The organism is Clostridium paridis, assembly GCF_016765615.1.
GTDB classification, from domain to species: Bacteria; Bacillota; Clostridia; order Clostridiales; family Clostridiaceae; genus Clostridium_T; species Clostridium_T paridis.
Window position 1 is genome coordinate 816,021 of sequence record NZ_JAESWA010000022.1, and the last position, 17,406, is coordinate 833,426.

Consider the following 17,406-nt stretch of genomic DNA (forward strand, 5'->3'; position numbering starts at 1 on the left):
ATATAAGATTGAGACCTTATATTTTCACTTCTTCTTATTTTTCCTCTTTACTATTTATTATTGCTTGTTCAATTTCATCTCTTAAATCTTCAAAGTTTTCTATTCCAACTGAAATTCTTAATAAATTATCTTTTATTCCTATTCTTTCTCTAAGCTCAACTGGTAGTGCTGCATGAGTCATGGAAGCAGGATGGCATAATAATGATTCAATTCCTCCTAAACTTTCCCCAAATGTTATTAATTCTAATGAATTAATAAACTTCTTAAAATCATATCCTTCTTTTAACTTAAAGGAGACAACTCCTCCAAAACCTCTTGCCTGAGTTTTTTGTATTTCATGACCTGGATGATCCTTTAAACCTGGATAAAATACTTCTTCAATAGCCTCATGTGCTTTAAGATATTCTGCTATCTTTTGAGCATTATCTGCATGCTTATCTAGTCTAACACTTAATGTTTTTATTCCTCTTACTAATAAATACGAATCAAAAGGAGGAAGTACTGCTCCAATTGAATTTTGCAAAAATGCTAATCTTTCAGCAATTTCAGTGCTATTTGTAACAGCAAGACCTGCAACTACATCTGAATGTCCTCCTAAGTATTTTGTAGCAGAATGTACTACAATGTCTGCTCCTAAACTTAGTGGATTTTGAAAATATGGAGTCATAAAAGTATTATCAACTATAACAGTTAAATTTCTCTTCTTAGCTTCTTCAGCAACTCTCTTAATATCAGTTATAGATAATAATGGGTTTGTTGGAGTTTCTATAAATACTCCTTTAACATCCTCTGATATAGTAGAAAAATCAAAAGTATTAAAATCTTCAACTATATCGTATTTAAGCCCAAAGTTTGAAAACACTTTATCTATTACTCTAAAAGTTCCTCCATATAGATTATTATTAATTAGAATTCTATCTCCTGATTTAAATAGATTTAATACAGTAGATGTAGCTGCCATACCAGAAGCAAACGCAAAACCTCTTACTCCACCTTCTAGATCGCTTATTAATTTTTCTACTGACTCTCTTGTTGGGTTACCTGTTCTTGCATATTCATATCCAAGATTCACCCCAAATTCTGGTTGTTTAAATGTTGAAGAAAGATATACAGGCACATTTACTGCTCCTGTTATCTTGTCTGATGAAATTCCTCCGTGAATTACTAGTGAATCAATTTTCATAATTTCCTCCTAATTTGTATAACGTTTATTTTAAGTAGATAACATACTTTTTTCTATTAACAGATAATTCCAAACTTTTATATATCATATAATTCCTATATGATATATAGTATATGCTTAAGAGCTATATCTGTCAATTATTTTAAAATATAAATAGTAATACTCTCTCAAATTTTTAAAAAAATATAGAGAAAAGCGGCATCTTTTATTTCTATTGATGCCGCTATCTATACTTAAAAATTTTAAATTTTCTTTACCTTTTTATTTAATCAATCCACTTTCTCTTAAGAAATCTTCTGCAACCACCTGTGGAGATTCTTGAAGCTTATCTACTCTATAATTTAACTCTCTCATCTTCTCATCGTCAATTTTCCCCGCTAATTTATTAATTAAATCTTTAAGCTCTGGATGCTTTTTAAGAGTTTCATTATTAATCATAGGTGCAGCATAATAAGGTGGAAAGAAATTTTTATCATCCTTTAAAACTTTTAAATCAAATGCTTTTAATAGACCATCCGTAGAGAATGCATCTATTACATCCGTCTTATTACTATTTAATGATGTGTATCTTAATCCTCCATCTACTGCATTCACATTTTTAAAATTCATATTATAGGTTTTCTTAAGTCCTAGGTATCCATCTTCTCTATTACTAAATTCAATTGTACAACCTAATGTAAGCTGATTGCCTACCTTAGCTAAATCTGAAAAAGTTTCTAGATTATATTTTTTAGCGGTATCTTGTCTTACTGCTAAAGTATATGTGTTATTAAATCCTAATGGCTTTAACCAAGTGATATTATAATTTTTATCAAAATAATCACTTACTTTATTATAAGTTTCTTCTGGATCACTTGATGTTTGAGCTTTCATAATATCAACTAAACCTGTTCCTGTGTATTCTACATACATATCAAGTTCCCCTGCCTTTAGTGCATTAAATGCAATGCTTGTTCCTCCTAAATTTAATTTTCTTTCTACCTTAATATCTGTATTTTTTTCAATTAAAGTTGCTAACATATTTCCTAATATTAATTGTTCATTAAAATTTTTGGATCCTATAACAATAGTATCTTGCTTTTTAGAATACATAATAGCTCCGCTAACCATTATAATAAATGCTAAACCTGCTATTAAAACTCTATATTTAAATTTAGATTTATTATTTTTTCTCTTTGGTATTTTAATTGTTCCGTCAGCTTTTCTTATTCCTGGAGGTGTTACTCCCTTTTCTATCTTCCCTACAATAAAATCTATTAATAGTGCTAATGCACATGCTGGTATTGCACCAGCTAAAATCATATTGTTATTTACTGTCTGAACACCTGAAAAAACCATATATCCTAATCCACCGGCTCCTATGAAAGCTGCTATAGTCATAAGGCCAACAGCTGTTACAGCTGATATTCTTATCCCTGTCATAATTATCGGTAATGCAAGTGGTAATTGAACCATCCTAAGAATTTGGCTTTTCGTCATACCCATCCCTTCAGATGCTTCTATAACATCTGGATTTATATTCATAAGCCCAGTGTAAGTGTTTTTTATTATTGGAAGAAGCGAATATAAAAATACCATTAATATTGCAGGCTTACTTCCTATTCCTAGTATAGGTATTAAAAACCCTAATAATGCTAAGCTAGGGATTGCTTGTACTACATTTGCAAAACCAATTATAGGAGTTGACAATTTTCTATTTCTAGATATACCTATTCCTAGGGGTATTCCAACAATTATGGCTATAAGCACTGATATTACTGTTAATTGAACATGTTCTAATATTAAACTTAGTATCTGTTCGTGTCTCGAGACAATAAAATCTTTAAAGTCATTTATATACCCTATAATATTCATTATACATCTACCTCCTGATTAATATATTGATTGCTTAGAACACTTAATAAGCTACTTTTAGTTATTAATCCTGATAATGTAGAATTATCATCTATTACAGGAATATATCCTATGTGAAGTTCATTCATAATATTTAGAATATCTATTAAAGATTCATTTAATTTTACAGCTCTCACTTCTCTTTCCATAATACTATCTATCTTTACAGAGCCACTTTCATTTTTTCTAATATCCTTTAAGGTTACTATTCCTTCCAACTTGTTTTCTCTGTTCGTGATTAAAAGACTATCTACTTTATTTGATTTCATAATTTCTATAGCTTGTACAAGGGTTCTCTCCTTTGTAGTTTTTATAGGTTCAGAAATCATTATATCTTTAGCTTTTATATATTCAGGTTGTCTCCATATCCTGTTTTTTCCTATAAATTCTTCTACGAATTCATTTGCTGGCTTCTTTAATATTTTCTCTGGAGTATCAAATTGAATTACGTCACCATCCTTCATTATACAAATCCTATCAGCAAGCTTTAAAGCTTCATCCATATCATGAGTTACAAAAACGATTGTCTTTTTTAGTTCTTGTTGAAGATTAAATAATTCATCTTGAAGTTGGTCTCTCGTTATTGGATCTAAGGCACTAAAGGGCTCATCCATAAGAATTATATCTGGATTGGTTGCAAAAGCTCTAGCTACCCCTATTCTCTGTTGTTGTCCTCCGCTTAGTTCACATGGGTATCTATCAATATACGGCTTAGGCTCCATTCCTACTAACTCTAAAAGATCTAATGTTCTCTCTGTAATTTTTCCTTCTGACCACTTTTCTAATTTTGGGATCAACCCAATATTTTCTCCTACAGTTAAGTGAGGAAACAGTCCTGTTTGCTGTATAACGTACCCCATATTTCTTCTAAGTTCTATTGTATCTTCTTTTGAAATGTCTCTACCATTAAGAAATATACTCCCTGAACTTGGAGCTATCAACTTATTAATCATCTTTAAAGTTGTGGTTTTTCCACATCCACTTGGTCCTATTAAAACTACGAATTCACCTTTATTAACTGAAAAGCTAATATTTTTTAATATTTCTTTATTCTTAAATTTCTTAGTTACGTTCTTGAATTCTAGCATATAACCCTCCTTGTTTTGAAATATATTTATCTACTTTTTACAAAGTGACAACTTAATTTTATCATAAAGTTGTCTCTTTGTAAAATATCCTAATATTTTTTAATCCCTATGTCCTGAGAGCATTTAACTATACACTCTCATAAATCTTTCTTCTATCCACTTTTAAATAAAAAAAGATAAATTAGCTTTTCACCAATTTATCTTTTCTCCATACTATTCATTTAAAAAAATCGTTACTCTTTCGTAGGAGCTTTCTTCTCCTATCATTATATAGATATCCCCTTCCACAAAAGTTGCATATGGACCTGGAGACAATATTAAAGACTTTCCTCTTCTTATTCCTATTATTGTTGCCCCTGTATTTTGCCAGAAATTAACTTCACCAATTGTTTTGTTTATAAGCTTTGAATTTTGAGGTATCTCGATTTCAATGGGAGCAAATGGATTGGAATTTTTAAACCTCTCCGAAAAGTCAAAAAGTTTATTAGCATTTATAAATAGCTCTTCATCAAGTTTTTTCTTTTCATTTAATATTCTTTGAATTTCTTTCTTTACAGAAGTTATTGAATCCGTACTCTTAAATTTTTCAATAAATTTAAATGCAGCCTCCTTAGATTTAACCATAATGCCACTTCCTTGCATTACTTCTACTATATCCATATCTTCAAGCAGAATGACTGCTCTTCTTATAGTTTCTGGCGAAACATTATACTTGCCTGCAAGGGTTGATCTTCCATGTATCTTTGTTCCAACTGCAAATTCTCCGCTAGCTATTCTATTTGCCAAATCTATTGAAATTTGTTGATATACTGGTTTTATTATTGATACCTCTGACATCTTTATTCCTCCATTTTATAACAATAAATATTTACTAATTTTTTTCTTATTTCAATCCAACCATAAATTTCACAATATCCATTATACTTTTTTATCTATTCAACTTGCAATATATAATAGAACTTTACTTTAACTATAATAAATTTATTTTAAGTTGCATACTTTCAATACTTTTTTTCATATACAATATTAACTTAAATTTTATAATGTAAATTTCGTTTAATCAATTATAAGGAGATTCTTTATGTTTATTTTTTTAGTTCTTTTATTATTACTAACTCTTTTTTTGCCGCTACTCTCAAAATCAATAGAACATCACTTAGAAATTTTTCTATTTGTTATAGGTATCTTATCCTCAGTATTATCGGGTATTTTAACTATTAACTTTGTGCTTGATATTCTCAAAAATGAATTTTTATATCTCATTTCAATCACAGTATTAGCTGGTGGCATAATATTTAAATTATTTTATAAGAATTTTCAGCAAGTTATATATAAGATATTAAGAAATGTATCTATACAAATTTTCATTTTTTTAATGATAGTAATTTTAGGATTAATTTCTAGTATAATAACTGCAATTATAGCTTCACTAATCCTTGTAGAAATTATAAGTTTACTTCCTTTAAATAGAGACAATAAAATAATTGTAAATGTCCTATCTTGTTTCTCAATTGGTTTAGGCTCAGTTCTAACACCTATAGGTGAACCCTTATCTACAATTGTCACCTCAAAATTAAATGCAAATTTTTTCTTTATCTTTAATCTTATAGGCTCTTATATTATACCTATGATTTTAGCACTTGGAGTCTTAGGTGCATGTACAGTTAAAACTAGTGCAAACTTAACTTCAAAATTCAGCTCCACTCTACTGGAAGATGAAACGTATATGGCTATAATTGTTCGAGTATTAAAAGTTTTTATTTTCATTATATCTCTTGAATTGCTTGGTGCTAGTTTTAAGCCAATAATAGACACATATTTAATTAATCTTAATATTGAATATATATATATTATTAATATTTCATCTGCAATATTAGATAATGCTACATTAGCTTCAGCTGAGATAAGTTCACTAATGACACCATTGCACATAAAAACCATCCTTTTGAGTTTACTCATCAGTGGTGGAATGATGATACAAGGTAATATTCCAAATATAATTTCAGCCAATAAACTAAAAATAAAAAGTAGCGAATGGATATGTGTTGGATTTCCTCTTGGATTTTTTATTTTATTAATTTTTTATATTATAATGTTTGTAATTTAAAAACCTTTCCTTTTAAAATTAATTTTTCTACAAAAAGATGGTGTCTCAAATCATATTGAGACACCATCGTATATTTGTAAGGGATTATATGGACTAAACTATTTAATTACATTTCCATGAACATTTTAACATCATCTTCTACATTTGTTATTCCACCGATACCAAAGTTTTCAACTAAAACTTTAGCTACATTTGGTGAAAGGAATGCTGGTAATGTTGGTCCTAAGTGAATGTTCTTTACACCTAAGTATAGTAAGCTTAATAATACTATTACAGCTTTTTGTTCATACCATGCAATATTGAACGCTATTGGTAATTCATTTATATCTTCTAATTCAAATACTTCTTTTAATTTTAATGCTATTAATGCTAATGAGTATGAATCGTTACATTGTCCTGCATCTAATACTCTTGGAATTCCTCCAATATCGCCTAATTCTAACTTATTATATTTATACTTAGCACAACCAGCTGTTAAAATAACTGTATCATTAGGTATTGCTTTTGCAAAATCAGTATAGTATTGTCTGCTCTTAGCTCTTCCATCACAACCAGCCATTACGAAGAATTTTTTGATTGCTCCTGATTTAACTGCATCTACTACCTTATCAGCTAATGCAAATACTTGATTGTGAGCGAATCCTCCAATGATTTCTCCTGTTTCTATTTCAGTTGGAGCTTGACATTTTTTAGCTAATTCAATGATTTCTGTGAAATCTTTTGCTTGTCCATTAACTCCAGCTTCAATATGCTTACAACCTTCAAAACCTGCTGCTCCAGTTGTAAATAATCTGTCCTTATATGAAGCTCTTGGTGGTACAATACAGTTTGTTGTCATTAGTATTGGTCCATTAAAGCTTTCGAATTCTTCATTTTGTTTCCACCATGCATTTCCATAGTTTCCTACGAAGTGTGAGTATTTCTTAAATGCTGGATAGTAGTGAGCTGGTAACATTTCTGAGTGAGTGTATACATCTACTCCAGTTCCTTCTGTTTGCTTTAATAATTCTTCTATATCCTTTAAATCATGTCCTGAAATAAGTATTCCTGGGTTCTTTCCAACTCCAATGTTTACTTTTGTTATTTCTGGATTTCCATAAGTTCCAGTGTTTGCTCCATCTAGTAACGCCATAGCGTCAACTCCAACTTTACCAGTTTCTAATGTTAAAGCTATTAATTCTTCTGCTGATAATTTATCATCTAATGTTTTACTTAATGCTTTTTGTAGGAATGCATTAATTTCAGCATTATCATAATCTAAAGCATTAGCATGCTTTAAGTAAGCAGACATACCTTTTAATCCGTAAGTAATTAATTCTCTTAAACTTCTAACATCTTCATTTTCAGTTGCTAGTACTCCAACTGATGGTGCTTTTGCATCAATTTCTTCATTTGTTGTAGCAGTCCATAATGCAGCTTCACTTAAATCAGCTTTATTAGATAACTTTTCAATTAGTTCATTTTTTATCTTAAGAGTTTCGTTTATTCTTTTGTAGAATACTTCATTATCAAAGTTTGCATTTGTGATTGTAGTGAATAGATTTATTGTTACATAATGATCTACTTCTGCAGCAATCTTTATTCCTTCTTCTCTTGATTTTGTAGTAACTTCTGAAAGCCCTTTAGTTGCATAAATTAAAACATCTTGTAACCCAGCAAGTTCTGGTGTCTTTCCGCAAACTCCTTTTATTGTACATCCACTGCATCCAGCGGTTTCTTGACATTGATAACAAAACATACTCATTCTTTAATTCCTCCATTTATATTTTGGGGTTTCTTTAGTGAAACATAATTTTTACATGTTTGAAAATATCGGTACCTGGATATTTTCTGACATTTAAAAATTAATTGTTGAACTTGAAACCCTATTAATTTTTATTTTTGTTCTCTCTTGATCACAAGTTAATTATATTTGCATTTGAAAAGATTTTCGGTAACTAAAGTTACCAATAAAAAAAATCTTACTACTTTAGTAAGATTTTTTCCAAACATTATCTCTTTATTCTTAAATTAGTTAATCCTAATTACTTGCCTGCACCTTCATAGGCATTTATATACATTTGCTTAATTTCACTCATTAACGGATATCTTGGATTTGCACCTGTACATTGATCATCAAAAGCCTGCTCTACCATATCATCCAAGGTAGAATAAAACCTATCTTTTGTAACTCCATATTCTGCTATGGTTTTAGGCATTCCTATCTGTGTTTTTAAAACATCTATCTTTTTAATAAGTCGATCTATTTTTTCTTCCTCAGTGTTCCCTCCAAGATTTAAATAATCTGCTATAACAGCATATCTCCATTTAACATTAGGATATTTGTACTGTGGAAATGCTGCTTGTTTTCTTGGATCATCTACCGCATTGAATCTTATAACTTCATCAATTAACAAAGCATTTGCTACTCCATGAGGAACATGGTGCATTGAGCCTAACTTATGGGCCATAGAATGACATATTCCTAAGAATGAATTTGCAAAAGCCATTCCAGCCATAGTTGCTGCATGTGCCATTTTTTCTCTTGCTTTAACACTAGTAGTTCCGTTATTATATGCTTCAGGTAAGTATTTAAATATCAGTCTAATAGATTCTAATGCTAATCCATTAGTATATTCCGATGCTAAAACTGAGGCATAGGCTTCAATTGCATGAGTTAAAGCATCTATACCTGACGCAGCTGTTAACCCCTTTGGCATCTTCATCATAAGCTCCGCATCTACTATTGCCATATCTGGGGTTAGTTCATAGTCCGCAAGAGGATATTTTACTCCTGTTTTTTCATCAGTAATTACTGCAAATGGAGTTACTTCAGAGCCAGTTCCTGCTGATGTTGGCACCGCAACAAAATATGCTTTTTCTCCCATTGTAGGGAACTTATAAACTCTCTTTCTAATATCCATAAATCTCATGGCAAGATCTTCAAATCTTACTTCTGGATGCTCATACATTACCCACATTATTTTAGCTGCATCCATAGGAGAACCTCCGCCTAATGCAATTATAACATCTGGCTTAAAACTTTCCATCTCATCAGCACCTTTAGTTGCTGTTGCTAATGTTGGATCAGGTTCAACATCAAAGAATATCTTAAAGTCTATATCACCTTCCTCAAGTACTTTGGTCAATTCATCTGTGTATCCCAAATTATATAAAACTTTATCTGTTACTATAAAGGCTCTCTTTTTACCCATGTCTGCCAATTCTCTAAGGGCCACTCCCAAAGAACCATACTTAAAGTAAATTTTTTCTGGCACTCTAAACCAAAGCATATTTTCTCTCCTTTCAGCTACACTTTTTATATTCAAAAGGTGTTTAGGTCCAACATTTTCTGAAACAGAATTTCCACCCCATGACCCGCAGCCTAATGTTAAAGAAGGAGGTAATTTGAAATTATAAATATCACCGATAGCCCCTTGTGATGCAGGCATATTTATTATAGTTCTAGCAGTTTTCATTGTTTCTCCAAACTTTTCAATTCTATCTTTAGATCTAATTTGATCTGTATATAAAACTGAGGTATGACCAAAGCCGCCTAGCTCAATTAATCTAACTGCTTTCACTAAAGCTTCATCAAAATTTTCTACTTTATACATAGCTAAAATAGGTGATAACTTTTCATGGGAAAAAGGTTCTTCTAATTCCACCGATTCCACCTCACCTATCAAGACCTTAGCTTCTTCAGGTACAGTAATTCCTGCAAGTTTACCAATATTATAGGCACTTTGACCGACAATATCTGAGTTAAGCCCACCTTTATCATTTAATATTATTGCTCTTACCTTATCTCTTTCATCTGGATTTAAAATATATGCTCCACGATCTTGTAGCTCTTTTCTAACTTCTGAATATATAGAATCCATAACTATTAATGCTTGTTCAGATGCACAAATTACTCCATTATCAAAGGTCTTTGATAATAAAATAGAACTTACTGTAGTTTTTATATGAGCTGTTTCATCAATTATTACTGGAGTATTACCTGAGCCAACTCCTAGTGCTGGTTTTCCTGATGAATATGCTGCTTTAACCATGGCTGGCCCGCCTGTAGCTAAGATTATATCTGCTTCCTTCATTACTAATTGTGAAAGCTCAACAGAAGGTTCATCAATCCACCCAATGATATTTTCTGGAGCTCCTGCCTTTACCGCAGCTTCTAGAACTATTCTCGCCGCCTCAATAGTTGATTTTTTAGCTCTTGGATGTGGTGAAAAAATAATTCCATTTCTAGTTTTTAGTGATATTAATGATTTAAAAATAGCTGTAGAAGTTGGATTAGTAGTAGGTATAATAGCAGCTACTACACCTATTGGTTCAACAACCTTAGTAATACCAAAAGCATCATCCCTCTCAAGTATCCCACAAGTTTTCATATCCTTGTATTGATTGTAGATATACTCTGAAGCAAAATGATTTTTGATTACTTTATCCTCAACTATGCCCATACCGGTTTCTTCGGTAGCTGCCTTTGCTAATAGAATTCTTGCATTGTTTGCCGCCATTGCAGCTTCTCTAAATATCTTATCTACCTGCTCTTGTGAATATGTAGAAAATTTCTTTTGAGCTATTCTTATTTCTTTTATTTTTTCCATTAATTCTTCTGAATTAGTTACTTTCATGATACCCTCCTTGAATTTATATAGGTTTATGAATAGTATTCACTACTTAATTTCAAAATATCATAAATTCCTTAAGAGTATGAGAAAATTAAAACTTACTTTCTCACTTAATTTTTTTATTAAAGTAAAAGTATTTAATATTTTGTGTAACATTATTTGAAAGATTAATAGTATATAAATTGAGAGTGTTTTAAAAAAATATATCTTATGAAAATAAAAATATTTATAAGGGGGATGTAAATGAAATTTTGTACTAAATGTGGAAGTCCTATTTCAGATGATCAGAATTTTTGTCCAAAATGTGAACAAGAAACAAAAAATGAAATACCTAATTTAGATGCAAAAACTAAGGTCATGAAAAATAATTTATCTAAAGAAATAAATGATTTATCCAAAAACAACGCTCCTAAGAAAAAATCTTCAAAACTTACTATAAAAATAATAATAGGTTTATTATTATTTCTTATAATATTAGTTGTGGTGTTCTTTAATAAAATAAAGGGAGAATATTATATATTTAAATATAACAACACAGAAATAACACACGATAAGGTAGATTATGCAGTAAATGCAGTGAAATCACTAAGGACAAGCAATACTAAGGCTTTACTTGAAAATGTGCTAATTGAAATGTCTAAAACTGATATCAATACAGCAGAAACTAAACTTCAAGAAGTATCTAGCTTATTATCTGAGGATGAATATAAACGCATAGCTATAGAGATAAAAGAAATTAAGATAGATAAACTTTATGCTGAAGGCAGATACGAAGATATAATTAAGGAATTTAAAGAGATAAATAAATTAGGCGGAGATTTTAAATCTAATGTGAATTATGATAATGTTATGCTAAATATTTCTTCAAAGCTAACAAATACACCATTGCAAAATTCAAAAGGATTACTTATGAAGTATGAAGACGTTTACTATGACGACTTTGACGGAGACTCTTTCGATGAAATAATACATTTGCAAAATATGAATTACAATTACGGTGCAATATTAAAACTTGACTTGTTTAGAATTACTAATGGACAATACAACGTAGTTGATACTAAAACTTTTAGTGAACATTGGAATTCAGAAATACAAGGAGTATATGAATTTTCTAAAGGAGTAAAAGGTGCATTTATTCATTACAGTAATAGCTCAGGAGATTCTTGTACAAGTGTTTTTGGATTTGATAAAGAAGAAATAATATTTAAAGGTGCAGTAATTGCTAATAACTATACAATGCCAGATGATATTGATAAAGATGGTATTTATGAAGTGGTTGGAAATAACTTAACAGCATCATCTTCGACTATTTTAAAAAAATGGTTCAGAATTTACGAAGATGGAAGAACTCCGACAGAAGTAAAATCAGTAGTAGAACAAGTTGCTAATGAGCCAAATAATTCTGATGATTATATCATTGAAGACAGTTATAAGAGATACCTAACTGATGGTGATTTAATGTGGTTAAGCAAAGAGGAATTAGGGATTGCTAGAAATGAAATATTTGCACGTCATGGTTATGTATTTAAGATGGATGAATACAAGAATTATTTTAACTCTAAAAGTTGGTATGTTCCTAATCCAAGTTATGATGGAAGTGAGTCGGCTTTAAATGAATATGAAATAGCGAATTATAAGTTAATTCAAGAATGGGAGAAAAAATATTAATCCAAAATAAAACAGCCCATTTATGGGCTGCCTTATTTTAATTAATCTATCTATCTTTCTTATAAGCCTTCTCATTAGCATCGAATTCAAAGTTGACTTTATTCCTAAGATCCTTGGAATATTCTTTTCTAAAGTCCTTTGAAAATACATATTTAATTACACTCATTAAAATCAACTCCTTATTATATGTTGGATAATTATTCTTATTTAATAATTATTATATGATTATTGTTTCATTTTATCAACACTTTTATACATTATTTTTAAAAAAAATAAATCCCTAGCTCTTCATTAACTCATAGCTAAGGATTTATTTTAAGAATTTTATTTAAATAATACCTGTCCATTTTCAATTTTATCTATAATTGCTAAAGATTCTACTTTCACACCTAAGCCTTCAATTACTTTTCTTCCTGGTTGAAATCCTTTTTCAATAATTATTCCAACTGCCACAGGCTCAGCTTCACCTTGTTTTACAATGTCTATTAATCCGCAGGCTGCACAACCATTTGCTAGGAAATCATCTATAATTAAGATTCTTTCTCCTTTGTTAATAAACCTTTTACTTACAACCACATCATAATCTTTATTTTTAGTAAATGAGTGTACATTAGAATGATAAAGCTCATTATCTAAATTTGATGCTAAGGACTTCTTTGCAAAAACTACAGGAACATAATCAAAATATTGAGCAATTATTGTAGCAATTCCTATTCCTGAAGCTTCAATTGTAAGTATCTTGTCTATTCTTTCTCCTTTAAATCTTTCTTTAAATTCTTTCCCCATTTCATTGAATAATCTTACATCCATTTGATGATTTATAAAACCATCAACCTTAAGAATGCTATCACCAATAATTTTTCCTTCTTCTCTAATCTTCTTTTTTAGTAACTCCATAACTTTCCTCCAAAAATAAAAACCTATGGTTCTTAGTATTATTTTTCTATAAATTTATAGAAAAAGCTATTACTTCAGCCCATAGGTTCTACATACAATATTAAAGTTCGTAGCTAGATAATTTAAGGTTATCTCTAGAGACACTTGGACCATATTTCCATGTATATACGAACTGAAGTTTATATTCTCTTTTGATTGTATGTTATATTATTTTTGATAAAATTGCAATATTTTTTATACTTCCACATCTTTACTATAATCAATATTTTTTAGTCCAAATCCAAATAGTTTAAGGAATTCTTCTCTAAATCCCTCTGCATCAGATATTTCTGTTATATTTTCACTATTTATTTTTTCCCAACGTTCAATTACTTCCTTTTGAACATCTTCTCTAAGCTCTAGATCATCAATTCTTATTCTTCCTTCAGAATCTAATTGCAAATCTCCGCCATATATTCTATCGCTGAAAAGCCTATAAATTTGTTCTATGCATCCTTCATGTATTCCTTTTTCTTTCATTACTTTATAAAGTACAGAAATATATAATGGTACTATTGGTATAGCCGATGAAGCTTGAGTAACTAATCCTTTATTTACTGAAACGTAAGCTTTTCCATCAACTTCACTTAATAATTCATTTATTTCTTTTGCTTTAATATCTAAATCCTTTTTAGCCATTCCAATTGTTCCATCATTGTACATTGGATATGTTAACTTAGGTCCTATGTATGAATAAGCTAAAGTTTTTACGCCTGTATCTAAAACATCTGCTTCTTTTAATGCTTCAATCCAAAGCTTCCAGTCTTCTCCACCCATAACTTTTACTGTGTCATGTATTTCTTTTTCTGTAGCTGCCGTAACTTCTACATTAGATATTTTAAAAGTAAGAAAATCAAAAGTATTACCAGAAAAATTCTCACCAATTGTCTTAATTACAGAACTATATACCTCTCCTGTTTTAGGATCTGTTCTTCTAGGTGATGCTAATGAATATATTATTAAATCAACTTTTCCCATATTACTTTTTATTTCATTTATAACTTGCTCTTTAATCTCATCTGAAAAAGCATCTCCATTAATGCTATTATGATATCCACCTAAATCTTTAGCAAATTTCTCAAAGGCTTGTGTATTATACCAACCAGGAGTTGCTGTTCTTTTACCATTAGATTCTTTCTCAAAACTTACTGCCAAAGTATTTGCCCCAGCACCAAATGCTGATACAATTCTTGATGATAAACCATATCCTGTTGAAGCTCCTATAACTAGAACATTTTTAGCTCCATTAATAGTACCTTTTTCTTTAACATATTCAATTTGTTCTTTAACATTTTCCTCACAGCCTAAAGGATGGGCTGCAGTACATATAAATCCCCTAAATTTTGGTTCAATTTTCATTATAAAAATCCTCCAATTATTTTCGTATAAAAAAGTTTGATAATCAAAATATTTTACATATAAATTATATTAACACAAAATCCTTTTTTAGTCATTATTTTTTTGGTATAATATTTTTAGTTAAACGTTTAGGGGGATTACAATGGAAAGTGACAGTAGTATTATTTATTATTATTCAAGAACAAAAAATACTAAGACCGTAGCTAAAGATTTAGGAGAACTATTAAATTGTCCTGTTGAGGAAATAATCGATTGGAAAAAAAGAAAAGGATTTACTAAGTTCATTATTAGTGGATATGAAGCAATGAAAGGAAAAGAAACAAAAATTGCACCTATTACTAAAGAGCCAAAAGATTATAAACATATTATAATAGGATTCCCTGTCTGGGCTTCCAAGATACCACCTGCTATTAGAACCTTCATTAATCTTTATAAAAAAGACATTAAATCTATTAGCTTATTTTGCACTCAAGGTGGAAATGGAGGAGAAGCTGCTTTTTCTATTATTGAACAACTTCTAAATATAAACTCAAGTTTTAAAGTTACAATTACTAAATCTGAAGTTAATAAATTAAGTTACATAAATAAACTTGAAAATTTCTTAGATCATTAAAGTAAAAAAACTCGGTTATCCGAGTTTTTTTACTTTATATTAACCTAGTTACTATTATGGAAATAATTCCACCAACTATTGCACAACATGGTATTGTTAATACCCAAGTTGATACTATATTTTTAGCAACTCCCCATCTTACTGCTGAAAATCTTTTTGATGCTGATACTCCCATTATAGCTGTAGAAACTATATGTGTAGTACTAACTGGTGCATCTAACATAGTGGCTGTAAAAATAACCGCAGAACTTGATAAATCAGCTGCAAAACCTGAAGCTGGCGTTAGCTTTGCCATACCACTTCCCATAGTCTTTATAATCTTCCAACCACCTATAGATGTTCCTAATGCCATAGCAGTGGCACATGCAATTTTTACCCATAGAGGAACATGGAACGTTTCTAGATATCCTCCACTAACTAAAGCTAGAGAAATTATACCCATAGACTTTTGTGCATCATTACTTCCATGATTAAATGCTAAAAAAGCTGCAGAGAATACTTGTGCTTTTAAAAATCCTTTTGTTGCTTTCATTGGCTTTGCTTTTCTAAATACCCAATTAATTAATGTCATTATTATAAATCCGACTATAAATCCGATTACTGGAGATAAGAATAGCCATAAAACAACTTTCTTAAGAAATGTAGGCCAATTTATTATATGTACTGTTCCTGAGAATGCTATTGCTGCTCCGATAAGGCCTCCAATTAATGCATGGGATGAACTACTTGGAATTCCGAAATACCAAGTTATCAAATTCCATAGTATAGCTGCAATTACAGCTGCTAGTACTACTTTTTCTGGTGCTCCTCCTGAAAAAACTATTCCTCCACCAATTGTAGTAGCTACCTTTGTGCTTATTAAAGCTCCAGTAAAATTTAAGCATGCTGACATAAGTATAGCTTTTTGAGGAGACAATGCTCTTGTAGTAACTGAACTTGCGATAGCATTAGCTGTATCATGAAACCCATTTATAAAATCAAAAGCTAATGCAAGGATAACTATAATACTCGTAATTACTAATGCTGAATTAAACATGTTTCATTACAACTCCTTCAACTAAGTTAGCTAAAGTTTCGCAAGAATCTAAAGTTTTCTCTAATTTTTCATAAAGATCTTTCCATACTATTATTTCTATTTCTTTTACATCTGTAGTAAATAATTCTCTCATAGCTTCTCTATAAGCGAAATCTCCTTCTGTTTCTAGAAGATTAATTTCCACAATTGATTGTTTAGTATTATTATTCTTTTTAAAATCTTTAAGCGCTACAAATAATTCTTGTAATTTTACTGCACTTTTATCAATTAATTCAATCATTTTAAAACTTTTTTCTCTACTAGTTTTGATATTATACATTAGATATCTTCCAGCTAAATCTTCAATATTATCAATTACGTCGTCTAGCCTATTTGTAATCACTAAGATATCTTCTCTATCTAAAGGTGTAATGAAATTGTTATTTAATTCTTCAAATATTCTATGTGCAAGATCATCACCTTTGTGTTCAATATCTTTTAGTTTCAAACTTCTTTCTTCTAAAGTATTTGTGTCTTTTGCGAAACTTACTAGTTCCTTTGATGCCTCCTGAATTAATTCTGAAAAGTCGATAAATAAATCAAAGAACTTATCGTTTTTAGGTGAAAAGTTAAACATAATACCAATCCTTCCTTTTAATTATCACATACTCATAAATAATAACACTCCAATGTTAAGTTTATATTAAGAAAGTTAATATTTCTATATTAAAGTTATGAAAATGTAAAAAAGATAAATTTTTTTAAATTTAATTATAGTTTAATATATGTAAATATTTACTTTTTAACTTTTTGTTATTATATTGTAGTCTGACTAACAATAATTTAATTTACATTAACGAATTTTTGGTCATTATAACCTAAATTTTACCTTAATGTTCTTATTTTTTATAATAAAGTTAACAAAAAA

13 protein-coding genes and 1 riboswitch are annotated in these 17,406 nt (G+C 29.8%); of the genes, 3 read left to right on the forward strand and 10 right to left on the reverse strand.

Translation table 11 applies throughout. The features are described from left to right. Nucleotides 1–34: 34 nt before the first annotated feature. The 4 genes from JK634_RS11825 to JK634_RS11840 form a co-directional block, all read right to left on the reverse strand. Entirely contained in the window at nt 35–1,183 is a 1,149-nt protein-coding gene (locus JK634_RS11825) for a trans-sulfuration enzyme family protein (protein WP_202767848.1), read from the reverse strand. Nucleotides 1,184–1,444: 261 nt separating this feature from the next. Beyond that, nucleotides 1,445–3,037 carry an ABC transporter permease/substrate-binding protein gene (locus JK634_RS11830; protein ID WP_202767849.1) on the reverse strand — a complete coding sequence of 531 codons (1,593 nt, stop codon included), beginning with the start codon at nt 3,035–3,037 and terminating at the stop codon, nt 1,445–1,447. Further along, a complete protein-coding gene (locus tag JK634_RS11835) occupies nt 3,037–4,164 on the reverse strand; it encodes an ABC transporter ATP-binding protein (RefSeq protein ID WP_202767850.1) in 1,128 nt (375 codons plus the stop codon). The genes JK634_RS11830 and JK634_RS11835 overlap by 1 nt, the downstream gene beginning before the upstream one ends. Before the next feature lie 213 nt (nt 4,165–4,377). Continuing rightward, a complete protein-coding gene (locus JK634_RS11840) occupies nt 4,378–5,001 on the reverse strand; it encodes a GntR family transcriptional regulator (protein ID WP_202767851.1) in 624 nt (207 codons plus the stop codon). Between the two features lie 244 nt (nt 5,002–5,245). On the opposite strand from JK634_RS11840, the gene JK634_RS11845 reads away from it, so the two are divergent. After that, on the forward strand, nt 5,246–6,271 hold the full coding sequence (locus JK634_RS11845; protein WP_202767852.1) for a DUF1646 family protein: 1,026 nt from the start codon (nt 5,246–5,248) through the stop codon (nt 6,269–6,271). A 106-nt stretch (nt 6,272–6,377) separates the two neighbouring features. Here the strand turns inward: JK634_RS11845 and hcp are convergent, their stop codons facing one another. Next, a complete protein-coding gene (gene hcp, locus JK634_RS11850; protein ID WP_202768121.1) occupies nt 6,378–8,009 on the reverse strand; it encodes a hydroxylamine reductase in 1,632 nt (543 codons plus the stop codon). A 286-nt stretch (nt 8,010–8,295) separates the two neighbouring features. Then, entirely contained in the window at nt 8,296–10,890 is a 2,595-nt protein-coding gene (adhE, locus tag JK634_RS11855; protein WP_202767853.1) for a bifunctional acetaldehyde-CoA/alcohol dehydrogenase, read from the reverse strand. Nucleotides 10,891–11,130: 240 nt separating this feature from the next. On the opposite strand from adhE, the gene JK634_RS11860 reads away from it, so the two are divergent. Next, entirely contained in the window at nt 11,131–12,555 is a 1,425-nt protein-coding gene (locus JK634_RS11860) for a YARHG domain-containing protein (protein WP_202767854.1), read from the forward strand. Between the two features lie 324 nt (nt 12,556–12,879). Here JK634_RS11860 and JK634_RS11865 read toward each other — a convergent pair whose 3' ends face one another. Both JK634_RS11865 and fabV read right to left on the reverse strand, forming a co-directional pair. Continuing rightward, nucleotides 12,880–13,452, reverse strand: a complete 573-nt coding sequence (locus JK634_RS11865; protein ID WP_202767855.1) for a xanthine phosphoribosyltransferase — start codon at nt 13,450–13,452, stop codon at nt 12,880–12,882. 90 nt (nt 13,453–13,542) lie between these two features. Further along, nucleotides 13,543–13,643: riboswitch (purine riboswitch) on the reverse strand. Between the two features lie 43 nt (nt 13,644–13,686). Then, nucleotides 13,687–14,850 (reverse strand): enoyl-ACP reductase FabV, encoded by a 1,164-nt coding sequence (gene fabV, locus JK634_RS11870; RefSeq protein ID WP_202767856.1) that lies wholly within the window; start codon nt 14,848–14,850, stop codon nt 13,687–13,689. A 142-nt stretch (nt 14,851–14,992) separates the two neighbouring features. Between fabV and JK634_RS11875 the strand changes: the two genes are divergently transcribed. Further along, nucleotides 14,993–15,463, forward strand: coding sequence for a flavodoxin family protein (locus tag JK634_RS11875; RefSeq protein ID WP_202767857.1), 471 nt, complete (start codon nt 14,993–14,995; stop codon nt 15,461–15,463). A gap of 34 nt (nt 15,464–15,497) precedes the next feature. Here JK634_RS11875 and JK634_RS11880 read toward each other — a convergent pair whose 3' ends face one another. Beyond that, nucleotides 15,498–16,499 carry an inorganic phosphate transporter gene (locus tag JK634_RS11880; protein ID WP_202767858.1) on the reverse strand — a complete coding sequence of 334 codons (1,002 nt, stop codon included), beginning with the start codon at nt 16,497–16,499 and terminating at the stop codon, nt 15,498–15,500. Beyond that, the gene (locus JK634_RS11885; protein WP_202767859.1) at nt 16,492–17,115 is read right to left on the reverse strand and encodes a DUF47 domain-containing protein; all 624 of its coding nucleotides are present in this window, start codon (nt 17,113–17,115) and stop codon (nt 16,492–16,494) included. Before JK634_RS11885 ends, JK634_RS11880 begins: the two co-directional genes overlap by 8 nt. Nucleotides 17,116–17,406: the final 291 nt, after the last annotated feature.

What these genes read in the sequence shown, in the direction of transcription:
- adhE (WP_202767853.1), bottom strand. Translation starts at nt 10,890, where the DNA reads ATGAAAGTAACTAATTCAGAAGAATTAATGGAAAAAATAAAAGAAATA.
- JK634_RS11885 (WP_202767859.1), bottom strand. Translation starts at nt 17,115, where the DNA reads ATGTTTAACTTTTCACCTAAAAACGATAAGTTCTTTGATTTATTTATC.
- JK634_RS11830 (WP_202767849.1), bottom strand. Translation starts at nt 3,037, where the DNA reads ATGAATATTATAGGGTATATAAATGACTTTAAAGATTTTATTGTCTCG.
- JK634_RS11865 (WP_202767855.1), bottom strand. Translation starts at nt 13,452, where the DNA reads ATGGAGTTACTAAAAAAGAAGATTAGAGAAGAAGGAAAAATTATTGGT.
- JK634_RS11845 (WP_202767852.1), top strand. Translation starts at nt 5,246, where the DNA reads ATGTTTATTTTTTTAGTTCTTTTATTATTACTAACTCTTTTTTTGCCG.
- JK634_RS11875 (WP_202767857.1), top strand. Translation starts at nt 14,993, where the DNA reads ATGGAAAGTGACAGTAGTATTATTTATTATTATTCAAGAACAAAAAAT.
- JK634_RS11860 (WP_202767854.1), top strand. Translation starts at nt 11,131, where the DNA reads ATGAAATTTTGTACTAAATGTGGAAGTCCTATTTCAGATGATCAGAAT.
- JK634_RS11835 (WP_202767850.1), bottom strand. Translation starts at nt 4,164, where the DNA reads ATGCTAGAATTCAAGAACGTAACTAAGAAATTTAAGAATAAAGAAATA.
- hcp (WP_202768121.1), bottom strand. Translation starts at nt 8,009, where the DNA reads ATGTTTTGTTATCAATGTCAAGAAACCGCTGGATGCAGTGGATGTACA.
- JK634_RS11840 (WP_202767851.1), bottom strand. Translation starts at nt 5,001, where the DNA reads ATGTCAGAGGTATCAATAATAAAACCAGTATATCAACAAATTTCAATA.
- JK634_RS11825 (WP_202767848.1), bottom strand. Translation starts at nt 1,183, where the DNA reads ATGAAAATTGATTCACTAGTAATTCACGGAGGAATTTCATCAGACAAG.
- JK634_RS11880 (WP_202767858.1), bottom strand. Translation starts at nt 16,499, where the DNA reads ATGTTTAATTCAGCATTAGTAATTACGAGTATTATAGTTATCCTTGCA.
- fabV (WP_202767856.1), bottom strand. Translation starts at nt 14,850, where the DNA reads ATGAAAATTGAACCAAAATTTAGGGGATTTATATGTACTGCAGCCCAT.